The sequence below is a fragment of the Segatella salivae DSM 15606 genome (assembly GCF_000185845.1).
GTDB lineage: Bacteria > Bacteroidota > Bacteroidia > Bacteroidales > Bacteroidaceae > Prevotella > Prevotella salivae.
This window is the reverse complement of record NZ_GL629647.1, coordinates 3067353-3088319: the sequence shown is the minus strand read 5'-3', so window position 1 is coordinate 3088319 and position 20967 is coordinate 3067353. Positions and strand designations below refer to the sequence as shown.

Below are 20967 nucleotides of genomic sequence, written 5' to 3'. Positions count from 1 at the left end.
GTCATATTGTAGGTTTCCCGTTGCCCATTTCACTCCAAATAGCGTTACATACTTTGGAGTTTGCTGCGCACTTTCATCTGCTTCAAAAGAAATCTCTTGGATATCATCAGCAGATAGTTTCACGATTTCACCTCCTTTTTTGACTATTTTCATTTGATAAGTTTGTGCAGACAAGGTAACAAAGGTGAAAGCGAAAACAATTGAGAGTAAATACTTCTTCATTTTTATTGTTGTTTTAAGTTGTTATTCTGGGTAATATATTAATTATTTCATTATTTAGTAACGGCTATTTTAAGGTTACCACTTGGTGTGCATACCACGTATACACCTGCTGGATAAGACGAAAGATTGAGTTCGAGCAAACCATCTGACGGCGCTTTTGCCTTAAACACCAAGCGCCCACCAATGGTTACCACACTAACCGGCGCACCGGCAAGGAGTCCTCGCAAGCGAAGATGCCCCTCTGTATAGTCTGCTTGCGGTTTACCCACACGATGTTGCAAGGGGGTTGAGATGCCTGCGGTTTGGGGTTTTTCACTGAAATTATAATGAACGATGTCCGATAATGCCACAGTTATGCTTTCTTTTGCTGTCGAAGCACTCATGCTTCCGTTAGCAAAAGTGATTTTAGGTGTGTCAGAAAGCGCAAACTCTGTCTTCGTTCCATTACGAAGTTCTATGCAGAAGTACTTCACAGGCCCTGCTGCTTTCGCTCCCAAAGGCATGAGTAAGCATCCGAATAGAAATAATTTGATAAGATTACTTTTCATTGTTGATTGAATTTTATGATTGTTTTTATTGTTTATTTACTTGTGCATCGTATAGGTAACCCGCACTTGTTCATAGCCGTTTGCAGCCTCAAAGTCCCATGGAAACACAAAAGTCATCGTTCCTTTCGTAAAATCTATATGACCTTTTGGCGTCACCCAATCAGAAGGAGCGTTATCATACGTGTCACGACTGATGTCACTTATGCCAAGCCAACGCTGGGGATCTATCGACCCTCCGGCTAAAAGAAACTCGTCAGTAATCTGATAACCCACGGTCTTTCCATTCTCTTTCACATATATCAGAGTGCCTTTGTCGCGCAGTTCTTTCACTCTTTCCCATGCAGAAAAACGATAAACAAAGGGCAAAGTGGATATTGTCTCTTCATAGGCATTAGGCCGTTGAACCACAAACTCTACCCCACCCGACGCCGGAATGAGTTTAATGCCGTCGAGACTCATACTGAATTGTTCCTTTGTTGCATCGTAATGAATGGCCTGCACCACCGCACTGCCATAAGGTTGCTGCAAAAAGAACTCGTGATCTTCCACGGTTTTGGCTTTCAACACATCGTAAAAGAATGACGTTAGGCCCATAGGATTGTCCACAATCTTTAGTATTGGCGCATCGGCTGTAGCCTTTTCACTGAGCGTGATGATGCTGAATCCCTTAAAAGAAGCCTGAGCCTGACCCTTGAAAAATTCTTCTTTGTCTTTGGTATTAAATAAAACGGTGGCTTCAACAGGCACCTTTCCTAAGACAGAAGTGAGGTCAAAACCAAACTTTTCTTTATATCCCGCAATGAGTTTCAGCTGTTCTGGCGTCAGAACAGGAATGTCGGCATCGGGCGTAACCATGATTTTCACGCCTTCATCTGCGGCTTTCATTCGCGGATTAGACGTCTTTCCGATGGCTATACTCATCGTTTTTGGTACAGAAAGTGCATGCTTAGCATTGGATATCACCTTCACAGTAGCCTCTTTTTGCTTTGCCTTAAAATGCAAAACACTATGGTCTAAGTGCACAATGTCGCCTTCGTTGCCCTCCAAAGTCAGCGTTATGGTTTCATCTTTTGTGGGAGCAAAGGCCATCAACACATTGAGTGTAACACCCTCGGCATCGTCTTCAGCCATAAAGGCATTGCCAACCACAGAAAGCGCAATGCCATTTGACATCTGCACATCATCCTCGTTATCGTTTCTACAGGCTGCAACCAAGACAGAAACAACAAGCAACGAGAAGATTGTTCTCATAAGTTTCATTTCTATTGTTTGTTAAATTATACTTTATTTTTCATGCTTTCTCCTTGTGTTTTCATGACTTCTGTTATGACTTTTCATAACACTCACAACATACACTACAAGAGAGTGATGACAATAAGACCTAAGATCTTCATGCAAAACGAAAGAAATGTTTCTCTTTGTGACTACTACTCCACTCTCTTTTCAGCAATGAATACACATTATTCCAATGCTTTTTTCCATCTAAAAGATGATATTGGCTACACTCACGGTCCAAAATATAGTGGTAGTTTAATCAGAAAAAACAATAAGATTCGTTTGGGAATGCAAAATTATAAAGAATCAACTGGTTCTGCAATACTCAATAATAGTGATATTTAATGATGCTTAAAACTATATAAAAAAGGTGATATGCACCGAAACATTCCTATCAATCACCAAAGCAAAGTATTGGTTACGCTCATAAAGACTTTGCAAAGGGCTCACTAAAGGCTATCAAATCATGCTGCAATCTCTATGAAATGACCGCACGATTTGCACTAAATGACCGCGTGATTTGCCATGAATTGAAAACCAAGACTATTGACGATAAAAACGAGGCAGCACAAAACACGGAATGTTTGACGATAAATCATAATGTTAAATAACTTTAACCATCTTACAAATATCCTTGCAATGAATTGCTCATTCCTATGAAAACCCGTACCTTTGCACCCGTTTCGAGCGTACATTCTATATTAGAGGTGCGCCACATTCACATAAAGTCTAACTTTATTAAATTTAATTTTTTTATTATTTTATGTCAGATTTAAAGAACGTTCAGCCATTATCAGACTTCAATTGGGACGAGTTTGAGAATGGTTCAAGCGCAAGCGTCAGCAAGCAAGACCTTGAAAAAGCTTATGACGAGACCCTGAACAAGATTCAGGAACACCAGGTTGTAGAGGGAACAGTTATTGCTCTCGACAAAAAAGAAGTAGTAGTGAACATCGGTTATAAGAGCGATGGTATCATCCCTGCTTCTGAATTCCGTTACAATCCCGACCTAAAGGTTGGCGACAAAGTTGAGGTTTATGTAGAAAACCAAGAAGACAAGAAAGGTCAGTTGGTTCTTTCTCACCGCAAAGCTCGCTTGAACAAGAGCTGGGATAAGGTTAACGAAGCGCTTGACAATGGAGAAATCATTCAGGGTTACATCAAGTGTCGCACGAAAGGCGGTATGATTGTTGATGTATTTGGCATTGAAGCATTCCTTCCAGGCAGTCAGATTGACGTTCATCCTATACGTGACTACGATGTATTCGTAGGCAAAACAATGGAGTTCAAGGTTGTAAAGATCAACCAAGAGTTCCGTAATGTCGTTGTTTCTCACAAGGCTTTGATCGAAGCTGAGTTAGAAGCACAGAAGAAAGAAATTATTTCTCACCTTGAGAAAGGACAGGTTCTTGAAGGTACAGTCAAGAACATTACCTCTTATGGTGTATTCGTTGACCTCGGCGGTGTAGACGGATTGATCCACATAACAGACCTTTCTTGGGGCCGTGTAAGCGATCCTCATGAGGTTGTTTCACTCGATCAGAAGATTAATGTGGTTATCCTTGACTTCGATGAAGACAAGAAACGCATCGCTCTTGGTTTGAAACAACTCACTCCTCATCCATGGGATGCCCTCAGCCCAGACCTCAAAGTAGGCGATCATGTGAAGGGTAAGGTTGTCGTTATTGCCGACTATGGTGCATTCGTTGAAATCCAACCAGGTGTTGAAGGCTTAATCCACGTTAGTGAGATGTCATGGAGTCAGCACCTCCGTTCAGCTCAAGAGTTCTTGCATGTAGGCGATGAAGTCGAGGCAGTTATATTGACTCTTGACCGTGATGAGCGTAAGATGAGCTTGGGTATCAAGCAACTTAAGGAAGATCCTTGGGAGTCAATAGAAACCAAATATCCTATTGGTAGCAAACATACTGCTAAGGTTCGCAACTTCACTAACTTCGGAATCTTCGTTGAACTCGAAGAAGGCGTTGACGGATTAATCCACATCAGTGACCTTTCTTGGACCAAGAAGGTTAAGCATCCATCAGAGTTCACTTCAGTAGGTGCTGAGATTGAGGTTGTTGTTCTTGACATAGACAAAGAGAATCGCCGTCTAAGTCTCGGCCACAAGCAGCTTGAAGACAACCCATGGGATACCTATGAGACTATCTATACACCTGGATCTGTTCATGAAGGAAAGATTACTCAGATGATGGATAAGGGCGCTGTAATCACCTTAAACGAGGGTGGTGAAGGCTTCGCTACACCGAAACACCTTGTTAAAGAGGATGGAACACAGGCTCAACTTGGTGAGGAACTCCCATTCAAAGTTATTGAGTTCGTGAAAGATACAAAACGTATCATCCTCTCACACAGCCGTACTTTCGAAGAAGGTAAAGACGAAACTCCAGCTGCTAAGCCTGCACGTAAGCACACAGCACACAAGGCTGACAGCGCAGCTCAAATCAATAATGTCACTGCAGGAACTTCACTTGGAGACCTCAACGTACTTGCTGACTTGAAGGCTAAAATGGAAAAAGGCGAATAAATCAAACATTTCACCTCATATAAAGAGTCTGTTTTGAAAAAAACAGGCTCTTTTTTTGTATATAAAGAAAATTTGTTTATCTTTGCAAAGAAATTCAATACGACTGTGTTTCCATTTGAGAAACGCACTTCTATTCAATCATTATTTTTTATACTAATATGTATAGTAAGGACGAATTATTATCTAAGGACGTCACCGAATTGGCCAAAATAGCCTCGGATTTGGGTGTCACCTACAACCAAAAAGATAGTCAAGAAGATATCATTTATGCCATTTTGGACAAACAAGCCATAGAAGAAGGCAATCGAAACCCATTAGGTGCCAAGAGAAAACGCACACGAATAGTGAAAAAAGACACTGATCGCGTCTACACAGTAAAAGGAAAAGACGGCGAGAATCTCGATACAAAGAAGAATAAAACAACTGCTCCTGAACAGAAATCTCTGTTCAAAGACGAGGAGAATGCACCTGAAGAGGAGAAAACTCCAGAGGAATTGCTGGCTGAAATGCCTAAACACCGCGGAAGAAAGTCAAAGAAAGAGCTCGAATTAATAGCTGCTGCAGAGGCCGCACGCACCAATGAAGCTCAAGAAAACAAAGCCGAAACCGTTGAAGAGCAAACAGAACAGCCAGAAAAAGACGCTCAAGCAGAGGATAAACAGGAAGAGTTGATTCCCGAAGCTGCCTTTGCTGAAAACACGCCTAACACGGAAGATGAAGAGAAAAGCAATCTACTTGAAAAGCTACAAGCCAAAATCAATGACCATAATAAAGAGGTTGAAGAAGCCAAAGCGCCTATAGACGGCGTATGGTCTGGTGACCCTGGCGACGGCACCGACTTCATTACAGTGGTCGATTTGCCTATAGAAGATCAAGGAGCTGTGCCAAACTATGATATGTTTGATAATCCAACAATGGGTGTTATGCCTTCACAAATGGACTATCAGCGTCAGACGCCGATACAACAAAATACAGAACGTTTCGATTTTACAGACCTTATTACGGGTAACGGCGTACTCGAAGTGATGCCAGATGGCTATGGTTTCTTGCGTTCCAGCGACTATAATTATCTCTCTTCGCCTGATGATATCTATGTAGCAACCAATACTATCAAGAAATATGGGCTGAAAACAGGAGACGTTATCCAGTGTCATGTGCGCCCACCTCATGATGGTGAGAAATATTTTCCGCTGACAACGATAGACAAAATCAATGGAAGACAACCAACAGAAGTTCGTGATCGCATCCCATTTGAGCACTTAACACCGCTCTTTCCAGAGGAAAAGTTCACACTATGTGGCAATCCTTCCACGACAAATCTATCCACTCGAATCGTTGATCTCTTCTCTCCCATCGGCAAAGGACAGCGTGCTCTCATCGTAGCTCAACCCAAAACAGGTAAGACTATCTTGATGAAAGACATCGCAAATGCTATTGCAGCAAATCATCCTGAGGCTTACTTGATGATGTTGTTAATTGACGAACGTCCTGAAGAAGTTACCGATATGGCCCGCACAGTCAATGCAGAAGTGATTGCATCTACCTTTGATGAGCCTGCCGAACGACACGTAAAGATTGCCGGAATCGTACTTGAGAAGGCTAAACGCATGGTAGAATGTGGACACGATGTAGTCATTTTCCTCGACTCAATCACACGTCTTGCACGTGCATACAACACTGTTAGTCCTGCAAGTGGTAAGGTTTTGACGGGTGGTGTCGATGCAAACGCATTGCAAAAGCCTAAGCGTTTCTTTGGTGCAGCACGTAACATTGAGGGCGGAGGTTCATTGACTATCATTGCAACGGCACTCATTGATACGGGTAGTAAGATGGACGAAGTAATCTTTGAAGAGTTCAAAGGCACGGGTAACATGGAGCTTCAGCTCGATCGTTCGCTTAGCAACAAGAGAATCTTCCCGGCAGTTAATCTCGTATCTTCAAGCACACGTCGTGATGACTTGCTGCAAGACAAGACCACACTCGACCGTATGTGGATTCTACGTAAATACATTAGCGACATGAATCCGATTGAAGCCATGAACTCAATTCATGATAGAATGGTTCACACGCGCGACAATGAAGAGTTCCTGTTGTCTATGAACTCATGATGCTTTCATGCCTTTTCTAACGCAAAAGGCTACTGAAACGGTAAGAATCTGCCTTCAAAACAGAAGGCAATCGCAACAAATAAAACAGAAACGCACAAGTTAATGGTCTGCGTTTCAAATGAAAAATAAGAAAGAGAAGACGTATGAAACAACGAGATTTGTGGAACACGCTTCTCTTTTTTCAGTCAAATTACTGCGTAAAAGCTATGGAATTACCGCATCATCTCACTGCAATTACACGATGGTTTGATGCACATCATTTTATGATATGATTCAACGTTAATCTTATGTCAACTTCAATCAACCCCTCAGCCCTTTGCTCTCATCTGCGCAACAAGCTTTTTGATGCCGATGGTTGCTATCATGCGATTTGGGAAACTATCCAAAACGACACCACGATAACAGCCGTAGCACGTGCTCGTCAACTGCATATCTATCGCAATGGAAAGAAGATTCTGGTATTGGCGGGCAAGACTTCACCGAAAATTATCAGAGAAGATGTGCTCTGTAAACTCATTTCTCAGCCCGCAAATCAATGACATTCACCTATATTTTTCATAGCGGATTCATCGTCGAAACAAGCGAATGTATTCTTATTTTCGATGCCTGGATAGACCCTGCGCACGTGGTTTCAAAGGCCCTTTTGAAGCAAAAGCCGACATATGTCTTTGCATCTCATCACCACGAAGACCATTTTTCACGAGAGATTTTAAGTTGGAAAAGCCTATTTCCCCATACTCCTTTCACCATAATTCTATCTAAAGATATCTTAGAACACCATTGTGCTGATGCCACAGATGCAGACATTTGGTTGGAGAAAGGCATGCATTGGAGTGACCGGCGGCTTAGCATTTATGCCACAGGAAGCAACGATAGTGGTGTTTCTTGGATTGTAGAAACAGCCGGAAAACGAATCTTTCATGCGGGAGACCTCAACAACTGGTATGCCCGTTTCCTGAATGAAACTTACCAAAATAAAGACATTCTCACGGAGGAATTTGAGTATGTGAATCCTCAACAAGAAGAAAACAGGTTTCTTGAAGAGTTAAACGACATTGAGAAAATCACCAAACAATTCGATGTTGTCATGTTTCCTGTTGATGGACGCATAGGGAATGGTTATACCAAAGGGGCAAGACAATTTCTCGACCACTTTGATGTTGGCACACTTATCCCCATGCATTTCGCTGGCAGTAGCTTTGAAAGTGCCTGGCGTATGAATGAATTTGCACAAGAAAAAAGCGTAGATTTTTGGTGCATTAAGCACGAAGGAGAAACCAAAGAGATTTTTTAGGCTCAACGATTACAGCCTGATGTTCGCCTGAACAATAAGGAAGCCTTCATGGTTCTCATATGAATTAGCAACCCATCAATCTCGATTTACTCCTCCTTTCATAAGGAGTTAACCCACCATTCATTGGCCAAAATGCCACAAGCTATTAATTTTTTTTTAAACAAAAGTTTGATTATAGCTAATAATTGCCTACTTTTGTAGTGTCGTTTTCATCAACAAAAACAACAAATATATGATGATAAAGAAAGGCACTACCATGCAACAACAATCTATTTTCAGTAACCTCATAGCCCAAGATGAACCTAAACTTCATAGAAAAGATTTGCTTTCTAAGCGAAACAACATACAGATGGTGAGCTAAAAGAAAACAATCTCACACCTTAAAACGAACAAAATAACTAAAAATTATATATGCAAACCAAGCTATTTTATTATCTTATAGGCACTCTTTCCATAGGCGCTTTCATCCCGGCTCAGGCACAAAAGAAGCCGATGAACATCGTTTATATCATGAGTGACGACCATTCTTATCAAACGATAAGTGCATATGACAACAGGTTTATTAGCACTCCGAACATTGATTGGATTGCAAACCACGGCACAAAGTTCCAAGAAAGCTTCGTAGCTAACTCCTTAAGTGGTCCTTCTCGCGCTTGTATGCTCACGGGAAAGCATAGTCATGCCAACGGGTTTACAGACAATTCAAAGACCTTTGACGGTGGACAGCAGACGTTTCCAAAGCTACTTCAGAAGGCAGGATACCAGACTGCAATGATTGGAAAGTGGCATCTCACGTCACTTCCTACGGGCTTTAACTACTGGGATATCCTCATTGGACAAGGCGATTACTATAATCCCGACTTCCTATGCAATGGGAAGAAGCTCCAAAGACCAGGCTATGTGACTAACATTATTGCCGACTTGGCCATCGACTGGATGGAGAATAAGCGCGACAAAAGCAAGCCTTTCTGTCTCTTAATGCATAATAAGGCGCCACATCGCGTATGGAATCCCGACACATGCGACCTTGATTTATACAATGATGTGGTTTATCCGCTGCCCAAAACTTTCTATGATGACTATAAAGGTAGGCTCGCTGCACAAAAGCAAAAGATGAGTATCATCAAAGATATGGACCTCGTTTACGACAACAAAATGGTCGATCACGAGAACGAAATCCATACAAACACGGGATTGGAACCATGGGGACGCGCCAACTATCAACGCATGACACCTTCTCAACGCGCACAATGGGATCGCCATTATGACCCAATCATCCGCAAGTTTAAGGAGGATAAACTCTCTGGAAAGGCGCTCGCCGAATGGAAATATCAGCGATATATGCACGACTATATGCGCGTTATACACTCTGTTGACCGCAATGTTGGGCGAGTGATTGACTATCTTCGTGAGAAAGGTTTATTGGAAAATACGCTCATTGTCTATACTTCTGACCAGGGTTTCTATATGGGTGAGCACGGCTGGTTTGACAAACGATTCATGTATGAGGAGTCTTTCCGCACCCCATTACTTATCTATTTCCCCGGAGGTAAACGGCAAACATGCAATGAAATGGTGCAAAACATAGACTATGCCCCCACTTTCCTCGACCTGGCTGGTGCCAATATTCCGAAAGATATCCAAGGCGTTTCGCTGCTTCCACTATTGAAAGGCAAGCATCCTAAAGACTGGCGGTCTTCTCTTTACTATCATTATTATGAGTATCCAGCTGAACATTCTGTGTGTCGCCATTATGGTATCCGCACGAAACGTTACTCGTTGATGCATTTCTACAATGATATTGACAGCTGGGAACTATATGATTTGCAGAAAGATCCCGCTCAAATGCACAACATCTACGGCCAACCGGGGACTGAAAAGCTTACAGGTAACTTGAAAAAACAACTGCAAAACCTGCAAGTAAAATATGATGATCCCATCCGAAATACCGCAAACGGCGTAAAATAATCTTAGTAAGGGGCCCTAAACTTCAATGTTTAAGGCCTCTTTTTTCATTCTTAACTCTCCCCCGTTCTACCCTATTCGCCAGATGAGCCCCCTTGATTTTCATCATGGTTATGCGCCTATCACACACCCAGTAAAAAGGCTTTTGCACAAAGGGAAATTCATCTCACCAAATGAAATATGCCGATTGACACGACAATAGATATCATTTCACTCGACAATCTGCACCATTTCACCTCGTAAAAAGCACCAGATTGCACGACGATTCATACACGAATAAACACAAAAGAATCAATAAACAAAAAATAAAAAGCAGCCACAACACGATTAAAATGTTATGGCTGCCGTTATGTTTCCCGCCCAAAGGCGATTTAGTTCATATGAATAATTAATGCTTTTTCTTTAGTGTGAACCGCAGATAATTGCCATTATCGGTCATCTTTGGCTTCGTTGTACCCACCATTCCATAATCATTAAGCGACTGCAGGAAGTCGGTTGGTTCATAATCGAAGACGTAAACATCGAGCAACAACTCGTGCGTATCAGGGTCAACATAGTTGCGCAGTCCCACATATCCCTCGCGATCGGTGCTCTGTTTGGTTGCACTGAAGAAACGATTCACATCCTTCACCTTCATAATCTGAAGCTTTGTGCGGCTTCTCATGGCTCTAATGGTGAACTCACCATCAAAGACTCCCACTGCAGAAGGTTGGAAATAATACTTAAGATTAGACTCAAGTGAGGTCGTGAGTTGATACTTTCCAGCAGCCAAACGCGTAAAGGTGAAGGTGTCATTCTTATTGAACTCGGGGATATTCTCAAACTCGGCATCTGGTATCATGCCATCATACATGTCTTTGATATACTTCTTATCGCAGATAAATTTGTTCATAACCCACTCGCCTTCTACGTCATAAGCATAGCTCGTTATAATGTTTAGTTGAGTCTTTGAATATCTACCTGCATAATAACGATCGGCTTCTGAGAGTTTAGGACGAAGTATAATGACATTGCGATGTGCGTCACGTTGCAAGACCTTTATTTTGAAATTAGCAGTGTATTTGCCAATCTTTACAGTGTCTTTCTTGTTGACAAACTCAAAGTCTGTACCCTCTTGAGCCGTCGAACTCGGGTCAACCTCAAGCTCAATCGGTGTGTCTTCTTCTACATAATAACGTGAACCCGTCTCGGCAGAGAATAGTTCTAACGAAACATCGGCAGTGGCTCCAATCTCTTCTTTGCCGTTCTGGAACGAATAAAGTAGGTCAGGACGCGGCGTCATATCAAGCACTGTTGTCACCGAAGGGTCGCTTTTCAGTCGCATCACAATATTCTTTTGCTCATTAGCTGCATGCAAAGGAGTAATCGTTATCGTGAGTTTTTCAGCGTTTCCACCTACAACATATTGTTCAGAAGACACACTATAATCTTGCCCTTTGACAGCCGTTCCGTCGAAAACAACGTCGAGTGTCTTTGCCTGTTCAGGCTTATGAGCCACATAAAGCGTTACTTCCACGGGCTGATTTGTCAGTGCATAGATCCTACGTTCAAAGCGCATATTGGGCACTTCGGTTTCTTTATCCGCACAAGCAGACACGAGTACCGTCAGAAGTCCCAACAGAAAATAAACAATTCGATTCATCATTCTGAGGTCTTATTGGTTTATACTCTTATTATATTCACTTGCAATGCTGTCTAAAGCATCACGTTCCGAACTGGAAAGACGCTTGGGTTCGGGCATCTTATATTTCGTTCCATACTTCTCTGTGACTGGAGGAACATCGTCTGTATGCTGACATGAGGTGAAAACCAATAGCGTCTGTGCAATAAGAAAGGATAAAAGTATCTTTTTCATTGTTCTCATTTTAATTGTAAATAACTTCAGTATATCCTGGGTTTTGAATGAGTCCAGGGTTCACTTGCAGGTCAGCTGGAGGCAGAGGGAACGTGTACATGAACTTCTCTGTGGTGTATTTCAGTCCCTGATATACGCTCCATATCGCTGGACGTCCATTGCGTTTGAGTTCAAAAAAAGCGGTCGCCTTCCAAATAAAGTTCCTTGCGTCGCTCGTTGAGTATAGCCTGCATGAGTGGTGTTAAGGCTGCTCCCGTGCAATCAGTCTTGATATATTCGTTTGCATCTACAGCCGGCAAAGTTGCCATTGTGTAGGCAGTGTAAGAACTGATGCGGTGTGCTCGGAAGTCGTTCAGCATGCGAAGTGCTCCTTCTTTGTCGCCAAGATGATAGGCAGACTCCATAGATATCAATGCAAACTCAGCCGAACGAAGTCCTGTGAAAATACATTTTGTGTTGAGTCTGCGCTTATTAAAGAAGAGCTTATAACGGATATCGCTGTCTTTTTCGGCAAAAAGTTTCACATAACGCGCACTCAAAGGACAACGCTGAATGGATGTATTGAGATACTTAAACATATTGGATGACGAGGGTGTTCGGTCGCTTCTAACCAACATATTGCCTTGAAGACCATCTTCAGCTGTTATCATTTTCTTGTATTCTTCGCCTTGAATCAAAGGATAAGCAGCAACAACTTCGTCGGCATACTGCTTGGCTTCTTTGAAGTGTCCGGTCCAGAAGTAGAGACGAGCCAATAGTCCTTTGACAACGATTGGAGTAAACATATAAGCCTTATCCTTAATGTTTTTGTCCAAAGCTGTCTTAAAGTCGCTTTCAATCTGCTTGAAAGTAGCCTCATACGAACTACGATTAGGCTTGGCTTCCATGTCAAAGTCGGTAACAAGTGGCATGCCAAGTTGGTCTTGAGACGTTCCGGCTGGCTCACAATACATTCTCAACAACTGATAATAAGCCAAGCCTCTCAAAGCATAACAGGTAGCAATGAGCTGCTGACCCTTTTCACTATCGCGGCCATCTTCATAGTTATCGAGAATAATATTGCATCTTCCTATCACCTTATAGAGATGTTCATAGTAGCTATAAGCAGTTGAAGTGCCGAGCATACTGCTTATATAATAGGTGAGATTTGAGGATTGTGCAAGACTACTTTCTACGTTATCACAATAGTCTTCGAAGTTTATTGCACTGGAGTTATTCATGAAGAGTTCGTTCGCTCCATATCCTCCGACGCTATTTCCATCAATACCACTGAGCATTTCCATAACAAGTGCCTGATATTCCTCTGTGGTTTTAGGAATCGCTTTGCCATAAGGCTTGATGTCAAGGAAGTCACTGCACGAAGTCATCATGAGCAACAGTCCCAACAAGAGAGCTTGAAGCCCCTTTTGTTTGCTATAAGAAAACTTATTCATTCGATTTTCGTGTTAAAGTCCAACATTAATAGTAAACGAGAAAGAACGGCTGATGGGGTAAACAGCACCAGGCGCTTCAGGATTCAATCCCGAATACTTTGTTATCATAAAGAGGTTTGATCCTGTTACAGAAGCACCGAGACTGGTCAGTCCGTAGTGTCTGATAAACTTGTCAGGAACATTATAACTCAACGTGATTGAACCCAATTTGAAGTATGATCCATTCTCATAATAGATGGCATCTGTAATAGATGAAGACTCGTTTGGCAAGCCAAGATCAATATTTAACTGTCTTCCGCGCGCATCAACAAGGCGTGGATAGCCATCGGTTACAGGGTTGGCAACCGTCCAACGATGAGCCGCCTCTTTGGGTTTATTTAGATATGCTGTGTACAAATCACTGCGTTCAGTTTGCGGATAGTTGGTCTTTGTAGACGAACCCAAGCTGTTATATGACACCGGAGAACGCATTGCAGTGCTTATTTTCGAGCCAAGTGAGAACGAAGAACTAACACTCAACGAGAAGTTTTGATAAGAAACATGCGTTGAAAGACCTCCCGTCCAAGGCGCATTAGCTGTTCCAAGATAGAAAAGATAATTCTTGTAATATCGCCAATCACGTGATTGTTGGATGCTAACATCAGGTCTTAACTTGAAAGTATAATAGCCAGTGAACGGATCTATGCCTGTATTGTAACCCGAAATCACTGAAGCTTGCGGGTAGTCGAGAATGATAGAACCGAACGTACTGAATCCATTGTTGGGCGCAGAATACTTAGAAATGAAGTTCTGATTATAGGAAATGTTTCCAGAAATGCCCCATGTCAGCTTCTTATTCTTTACTGGTGTGGCATTCAAAGAAAGCTCAAAACCTTGATTTATCTGTTCCGTTGTGTTGTAACTTTGCTCAGTAAAGCCCGTTGTTGATACCGTTCTAACAGCTGTAATCATGTCATATCCGCGTCTTCTATAAGCCGAAGCATAAAGTCCAATGCGGTCATGCAGGAAGCCAAGGTCAAGAGATAAGTTCATGTCATGAGTGTGTTCCCAACGCAATTTCGGATTAGGCGCCTTTCCAATCGAGGCAATCCGATAGTTAACATCATCGACTGTACGATAATAATTGCTGTATTGCATGATGATTTGTGGGTATACACTCTTGTTCACTCCACCTGTAAGACCAGTCGAAACGCGTATGGTTGCACGATTCATGATTGGTTTTATAGCTTGGAAGAAAGGCTCTTCATCAATATTCCAAGCCAAACCCGTAGACCAAGTAAGATTAAATTGTTCCTTACTTCCAAAGTTATTAGAACCATCCGAGCGCAAAGTTGCATTCCAAACATACTTATTATTATAGACATAGTCTAAGGCTCCATAGAATGAAGCGAATGCACTTTCAAGCTTAGAATAGGTATTTAGTCCGTTGATGATATTGCGATAAGACTCTTCTTCGCTTGCCGTCAACGTACCATCACTGGCAGATCCAAGATAAAGAGGAGTCACATGTTGACCTGTTAAGGGGTCATAGCCATACATTTTACTACCGAGTGACGACGCTTTATTATAGCGAACCTCTGTTCCTGCAATGGCATTGAAGCGATGTTTCTCTTTAAGTGTGAAGCCATAATTAGCTTGTAAACGTGCAAGCCAACTCGTATTGCGACTCTCTGCCTGTGTAAACGAGCCGTAAGTACGATAAGAAGCAAGATTAGATCCTTCGAAAGGACGATCCAACCACGCACTGTATGTGTCGGCACCTATCTCATTTTCTGAATGATCATTACTGAAAGTAGCCGATAATAAGCCATAAAGTCTAAAACCTTCAAAGGGTCTCCATGTTGCATCTCCACGTAAAGTTGTAGTGGAACTTGCCGACTTTTGCGTTGTATTATCAATCTCTCTCATGACATTAATGCCATTCTTTGGCAAATAATATAACGGGTCTCCATTCGCATTTCTCATTGAGAAATAGGTCTCATCTGCCCTATATGAGCCATCATCATTATAGAGAGTACCATACGGATTAGCAAAGTATGCATACTTATATATATTGAAAGACTCACTTGGAGACTGGCTCTTTAGGTAGGAGAAGTCCATGGAAAGACCATACGAAAAGGTTGAAGTTGGACTGCCGTTGAACTTTGCATTCATCGTATATGAATCCGCATTGGTTCGCTTTACGATACCATTGTTCGTCGAATATCCACCACTTATATAATAGGTTTGCTTATCCGTTCCACCGCTTAATGATATATTATGCGAGGTCGATACAGTCGTTCTAAACAATGCTTTGAACCAATCTGTCGTAGATTCTCCTAATTGTTTGATATATGAATCCTGTTGTTCTTTCGACCAACCACTAAAGCGTCCGTAGCCCGATCGAATCTGACCAACAAGTCCAATGACGGGATAATAGGTGTCATTTGCAAAGCCATCAGCAGAGAATTCGTCCCAAATACTTTGCTCATATGCTAACTTTTCACGCGAGTTCATCAAGTTATTATCGCGTATTGGAGCGCTCTGTATACCAAGACTACCACTATAATTGATACTCAACTTTCCTTGTTTACCACGCTTTGTCGTGATAACAATAACACCAGCTTGCGCTTGTGAGCCATAGATAGCAGCCGCAGAAGCATCCTTTAAGACTGTAATGCTCTCAATATCTTGGGGATTTATGCCCGCAACTCCATTGGCATAAAGCGTACTAAAGTCACCACTTCGGATGTAACTTGAGCCTGCTGAGGGGATATTTTTCTGAATAGGCACACCATCAACAACCCATAATGGCTCGCTACTTCCCGTGATACTTGATACTCCACGCACACGAATCTTGGCCGATTCTCCTGGTCTTCCTGAGACAGCTTGCACGTTAACACCCGTCAATTTGCCTTGAAGCAGCATATCAACATTCTTTAGTGGTGCATCGTTTAGTTCCTTTCCAGAAATCATACTCACTGAGCCCGTAGACTTACGCACGTCAGTTTGTGTATAACCTGTTACCACAACTTGGCCTAAAGTCTTGTCATCGTTCTGCAAAACAAAGTTCCCTGACAGGGGTTTTGTCACTTTAACCACACGCGATTTCAAGCCGAGATAGCTCACCGTGATACTCGTATTTCGAGCAACCCACAATGAAACAGTACCATCAGTATTGGCAATTACGCCGACAGGTTTCCCTGCTACAGCCACTGAAGCACCAGGCAAAGGCTCTCCATTCTCATCTACTACCGTTATATTCACAAGGACATCAGCATCACTATGCTGTGTCTGTGCCTGCAACTGGATAGTAAATAACAGACAGAGAGACATCAGAATCATCATTTTAATCTTTGTCTTCATCTTCGCTTTTTTAATTGATTTGCTTATGCTATGTTATATATTAAAATTCAATATCTTATTGTTCTCATTCATGTTTAATAATATTGACGTCACGATTTGTTGGAGTCATCAAGTTCTCCATAAAGTAATAACGCATCAAATTCTGATAATATGGACTCCAAACTCCATGATCTTTGCCTGGAAGTACCATCAATTCAAAACGCTTTCCCTTTTTAATCAAGGCATCAGCCATACGCAAAGTAGAGGCTGGAGGCACATTATCATCAACGTCACCTGTTACCAACATCAACTTCCCTTTAAGCCTATCGGCAAGTTGTATGTTTGTAGGAATGCTGCCAAACTTACCTAATCCATGATAAGTTTCACCCCACCATTGGATATATTGGTTATTATCGTGGTTGCCAGATGCACTGAAACATACCTTATAAAAGTCGGGATAAGTCAGCATTGCGGTAAGCGCCATGAAGCCACCCCCACTATGTCCGCAGATGCCCACACGGTTAAGATCTATAAACGGGTATCGTTTTGCAAGCTCTTCTATGGTATGTTTATCGTCGGCTACAGGGTAATCGCGAAGATTTCCATAACCAAAACAATAAAAATCACGCCCTCTTAGCGGTGAAGAACCACGCGGTTGAACATTGATAACGATAAAGCCCATCTCGGCAAGACTTTGATTTCCCGCGTCATCCAAGGTGAAACTACGCGGTATTTGATCATCTTGTGGCCCAGGATATACAAAGGAAATAATCGGATATTTCTTCGTTTTATCAAGGAAAGTCGGCACATACATCACGCCATATAAACGTGTTTTCCCATCCGCTGCAGGCACATCAACCAACCAAGGAGCCTTCCAGCCCGCCTCTTTCAAGGCATTATCCGTGCGGCGGGCAAACTCATAATGCTTCAATGGGTTATCAACATCAACCACATTATACACAGTTGGCAAGTTCATCCGTGAGTAACTGTCGATTGCAAAGCGATGATCGGGCGAGAAATCTAACTCATGTGTACCATCACCATAGGTAAGCGTTTGCTGACGTTTCCCATTGAAATCTGCTACATAATAATAGGCATATTCGGGATCATAGGCTTGTTTGTCACCATAACCCATAAAGATTAGTCGGCGCTTCAGCGTGTCAACATACTCTATTCTGCCTGCAACTAAGTTGTCACCACGCGTGATTCTACCTTTCAATTTGCCTTGATTGTCATAGAGATAATAGTTTCCACGCCCCGTACGTTCACTCCACCAAATGATTTCTTTGCCATGATTGATGAGGCGATAAGACCATAAGTTTACGTTCAAATGGGGCTTACAAACTTCTTGAATGACCACCGACACCTTGCCTGTTGGCAGATTTAGTTTGCAAAGTTCAAGCGTATCAACCCCACGATTGCGTCGAGTGAAATACAAGTTTCCGTCATAGTTTTCATAGTTCAGCTTCACTTCCTGGTCCTTATACTTATCTATCGGCAACACTTTTCCCTCGCCTGTGTCTGCATTATACCAGTAAAGGCGATACTGACGCACATTCTTCTCGTTGGGAAGTGGCATGTGTTTGGTCTTCAAACGTGGCCGATCACCTCTCAAAACATCAACAAGATACAGGTTTCCAACCTTAGAATCGTCGCTCATCAAATGTAAATACACATGATTATGCCAGCTTCCAGCCGCATTTCCCTCACGAATGGTGTCCTTGTTTGTTGTAAAACAGTAAGAAGCGCCCTCCTTTCCGTCAAAGGTTAGCTGTCGTTTCTCGCCTGTCTTGTTATTTCTCACATACAGATTATACTTGTCTCCAAGCATCGTATAAAGGGAATCACGCGTTGTCGAACGGCTCCCCATGTCCTGATTACGACGTTTCTTTTCCGCCTTTTCTGCATAAGTGTTGTCCAACGACAATACACCGGTCGCACGATTATAAATCATGTGCACCTTATTATGCGTCCAATAGAAGCGTTTACTGTCATTGTTTTTCAGCGTAATCTCATATAAACGCGGAATATTATGCGTCTTAGTAGAGTCTCCGGTCAGCCTTTTATATTGCTCAACAAAATGCTTTTGGTCCTTGAGCAGTGGCTCTTGATGTCCCGTTCGGGCATCAACAAGATAACGCTTTCCATATTGTTCATAAACAAAATAGGTTGCCCCGTTCAGCCATGAGGTTGAAACACTGCTCTTATTATATATTGGTTGCAAGGTGTCTTCCTCTTGTTGAGCCACCAATTTCCAATCCACCGTCTGCGCAGAAAGCCACAACGGCAGTTGAAGACACAGAATGAATAACGTTTTTCTCCTCATAGCTTACTTCATCAAACGTTTAACTGCGGCCTCAGCATCAACTAATTTCAACCCTTTTTCATTGCGTGCGGTTTCTATTAGCACACGTTTCAACTGCACAGCACTAACCTTTGGGAAGTAGATTCGAAGCATTGCAGCGATTCCACTGACGATAGGTGCGGCGACACTTGTACCATTTGCGAAGTCTTTTTGATTGCCGGGATAGACTCCAGAGATGTATTCTCCCGGTGCATATAAATCCACTTTGTGGACTCCATAGTTAGAGATTGACGAACGACTGCCGTCTATAGCCGTCCCACCTACACGGATAAAGTTACTCAAAGGCGCTCCCTTTGCATCAACACCAGCAGGGAAATAGCCAATAGAATCAATGTTTAAGTGACTGTTTCCGGCTGCAGCAACCACCAAAACATTATGTTTTCCGGCATAGGCAATGGCTTCATTGACCATCTCGGGATGGGGAGAAGTGTATTTTCCAAGGCTAAGATTGATGACTTTTGCCCCATTGTCTACCGCATATCGAATGCCTGTAGCAACATCTTTGTCGTATTCGTCGCCATCAGGACTAACTCTTACGGGCATAACGCGTGCGTCGTTGCACACTCCCGAGTAGCGGGAATCCTCGTCAACGATGCCTGCTACCACGCTCGCTACAAAGTTTCCATGCTCCATTCCGTCTACATTTAGCGTATTGTTGCCATAGAATCGGTCGGTAGCATCATCCATATTGTCGCCCATCAGCAAACGTTTGTCCTTGTCATGAGCAATGCCATAGATGCGTTTCTCCATGAGCGCATAGGCCGAACGCTGCTTTTCCACATAGGCATTCCACTTTGTTGTCAACGGCGTTCGATACAAATCGGTCATTATTGCCTGTATAAACGTGTTCCTGACCAACGTGTCTTTCACCTCTGTATTGAGCATTCCTGCCAACGAAAGTGTATCTACATTCACCTTTGTTTGCCTCAACAGGTTGTCCATTTCGCCAATAAGCTTCTCTTTCTTTCCTGCAATTTCATAGAACATGAGATAGGAATTGATCTTCGCTTTGCGCCTCATCTCCACATAATAAGCATACTCTTGCTTGTCAGCATCAGCCACTTCGACAGCCGATTTAATGTTTTTATATTTCGGATAAAGGCGTTTGAACTGGCGATATTCCTCAGTTCCCGCACTCGTCATATTAAATTTACCATCTTTTGTGCCAAGAAAGTTCCAACCATGCACGTCATCTACATATCCGTTATGGTCATCATCGCGACCATTAAACTTCTCTTTCGGATTGGTCCAAAGCACTGGTCGCAACGCAACACAAGTGGTATCTGCCCCAGAATCAATAATGCCCACAACAACTTTTTGCTTCTTTTTCGCCTTGTGGGCTTGCAAAACGCGCTGTGCTCCAATGATGTTTGCGCCTCTAAGACTGTCATTCCATTGTTTATACCAACCTGCATAACGGTCGTATTCGGATGTCTGGGCAGACAAACCCGAAGCCATCAACAACAGCATTCCACTAAGAATATATCTTTTATGCTTACAATTCTTCTCCATCTTTGTATAAAATAATTGTTCGATTTGTTTCTATGTTAACCTAAAAATCAATTCACCTATTTCGTAAAAGCCTAATCCAAACGATGTTCACAAAGTCATTTTCGTGAATGTACAAAAGTAAGACATTTAATTTAATTATACAAAAAAAATCGAATTTAATATTTATTGATATTGATTTTTCACTTTATTCATGGCAAAAATGAAAGTCTTTTATAAAATAAAAGCCTATTCCACATGATTAGAAATCAGGGTCGTCTGCATTGTGAACGAATGTAAAAGTGAGGTGTGTTTATGCAAGCTAAGTTCAAAGGTGGTTTCCTTCATTGCACGGCACAGCGCAAAGGAGATTTCAAAGTGGCACAAATGGCCGTGTGATAAAAGGCAAATCAGCGTGCAATCTCTATCTGATTACACGCTGATTTGACCCACTTTTCAAAACGCTTTATGCCAGCCTGCATTCTGTTGGCAAAGAGTCGTTGCGCCAAAGGAAATTATTTGGCTCTGTCATGCTCCACAAAACA

Annotated in this window: 16 protein-coding genes and 1 pseudogene; 7 read left to right on the top strand and 10 right to left on the bottom strand. The window is 42.3% G+C overall.

The window, feature by feature from the left end; all coding sequences use genetic code 11:
• From HMPREF9420_RS14305 to HMPREF9420_RS12025, 3 genes and pseudogenes are all read right to left on the bottom strand, one after another.
• Window positions 1-222, bottom strand: a pseudogene (locus tag HMPREF9420_RS14305) (hypothetical protein); the annotation flags it as partial.
• Window positions 223-272: 50 nt separating this feature from the next.
• Window positions 273-770, bottom strand: a complete 498-nt coding sequence (locus tag HMPREF9420_RS12030; RefSeq protein ID WP_007135996.1) for a hypothetical protein — start codon at window positions 768-770, stop codon at window positions 273-275.
• A 36-nt stretch (window positions 771-806) separates the two neighbouring features.
• Window positions 807-2030: a DUF4929 family protein gene (locus tag HMPREF9420_RS12025; protein WP_007135995.1), complete on the bottom strand. Its 1224-nt coding sequence runs from the start codon at window positions 2028-2030 to the stop codon at window positions 807-809.
• 132 nt (window positions 2031-2162) lie between these two features.
• On the opposite strand from HMPREF9420_RS12025, the gene HMPREF9420_RS12020 reads away from it, so the two are divergent.
• The 7 genes from HMPREF9420_RS12020 (at window position 2163) to HMPREF9420_RS11995 (ending at window position 9960) form a co-directional block, all read left to right on the top strand.
• Entirely contained in the window at window positions 2163-2390 is a 228-nt protein-coding gene (locus HMPREF9420_RS12020) for a hypothetical protein (protein ID WP_147625685.1), read from the top strand.
• Window positions 2391-2808: 418 nt separating this feature from the next.
• Window positions 2809-4590, top strand: a complete 1782-nt coding sequence (gene rpsA / locus HMPREF9420_RS12015; RefSeq protein WP_007135992.1) for a 30S ribosomal protein S1 — start codon at window positions 2809-2811, stop codon at window positions 4588-4590.
• Between the two features lie 158 nt (window positions 4591-4748).
• A complete protein-coding gene (gene rho, locus HMPREF9420_RS12010; RefSeq protein ID WP_007135991.1) occupies window positions 4749-6698 on the top strand; it encodes a transcription termination factor Rho in 1950 nt (649 codons plus the stop codon).
• A 287-nt stretch (window positions 6699-6985) separates the two neighbouring features.
• Window positions 6986-7237, top strand: a complete 252-nt coding sequence (locus HMPREF9420_RS12005; RefSeq protein ID WP_007135989.1) for a hypothetical protein — start codon at window positions 6986-6988, stop codon at window positions 7235-7237.
• On the top strand, window positions 7234-7992 hold the full coding sequence (locus HMPREF9420_RS12000; protein ID WP_007135988.1) for an MBL fold metallo-hydrolase: 759 nt from the start codon (window positions 7234-7236) through the stop codon (window positions 7990-7992). The genes HMPREF9420_RS12005 and HMPREF9420_RS12000 overlap by 4 nt, the downstream gene beginning before the upstream one ends.
• Window positions 7993-8224: 232 nt before the next feature.
• Window positions 8225-8353, top strand: coding sequence for a hypothetical protein (locus tag HMPREF9420_RS14910; RefSeq protein ID WP_261794258.1), 129 nt, complete (start codon window positions 8225-8227; stop codon window positions 8351-8353).
• 50 nt (window positions 8354-8403) lie between these two features.
• Window positions 8404-9960, top strand: coding sequence for a sulfatase family protein (locus HMPREF9420_RS11995; RefSeq protein ID WP_007135986.1), 1557 nt, complete (start codon window positions 8404-8406; stop codon window positions 9958-9960).
• A gap of 385 nt (window positions 9961-10345) precedes the next feature.
• On the opposite strand, the gene HMPREF9420_RS11990 is transcribed toward HMPREF9420_RS11995, so the two are convergent.
• The 7 genes from HMPREF9420_RS11990 to HMPREF9420_RS11965 all read right to left on the bottom strand — a co-directional run bounded on the left by HMPREF9420_RS11990 (window position 10346) and on the right by HMPREF9420_RS11965 (window position 20446).
• Window positions 10346-11602 (bottom strand): DUF4843 domain-containing protein, encoded by a 1257-nt coding sequence (locus tag HMPREF9420_RS11990; RefSeq protein ID WP_007135985.1) that lies wholly within the window; start codon window positions 11600-11602, stop codon window positions 10346-10348.
• A gap of 9 nt (window positions 11603-11611) precedes the next feature.
• The gene (locus tag HMPREF9420_RS11985; RefSeq protein ID WP_147625684.1) at window positions 11612-11812 is read right to left on the bottom strand and encodes a hypothetical protein; all 201 of its coding nucleotides are present in this window, start codon (window positions 11810-11812) and stop codon (window positions 11612-11614) included.
• Window positions 11813-11822: 10 nt separating this feature from the next.
• A complete protein-coding gene (locus HMPREF9420_RS15030) occupies window positions 11823-11936 on the bottom strand; it encodes a hypothetical protein (protein WP_398394832.1) in 114 nt (37 codons plus the stop codon).
• Between the two features lie 46 nt (window positions 11937-11982).
• The gene (locus tag HMPREF9420_RS11980; protein WP_007135983.1) at window positions 11983-13245 is read right to left on the bottom strand and encodes a RagB/SusD family nutrient uptake outer membrane protein; all 1263 of its coding nucleotides are present in this window, start codon (window positions 13243-13245) and stop codon (window positions 11983-11985) included.
• A 12-nt stretch (window positions 13246-13257) separates the two neighbouring features.
• On the bottom strand, window positions 13258-16590 hold the full coding sequence (locus HMPREF9420_RS11975; protein WP_007135982.1) for a SusC/RagA family TonB-linked outer membrane protein: 3333 nt from the start codon (window positions 16588-16590) through the stop codon (window positions 13258-13260).
• 64 nt (window positions 16591-16654) lie between these two features.
• Complete coding sequence (locus tag HMPREF9420_RS11970; RefSeq protein ID WP_007135981.1) at window positions 16655-18895, bottom strand: S9 family peptidase; 2241 nt, start codon at window positions 18893-18895, stop codon at window positions 16655-16657.
• Between the two features lie 3 nt (window positions 18896-18898).
• Window positions 18899-20446 carry a S8 family serine peptidase gene (locus HMPREF9420_RS11965; protein ID WP_007135980.1) on the bottom strand — a complete coding sequence of 516 codons (1548 nt, stop codon included), beginning with the start codon at window positions 20444-20446 and terminating at the stop codon, window positions 18899-18901.
• Between the last annotated feature and the right edge of the window lie 521 nt (window positions 20447-20967).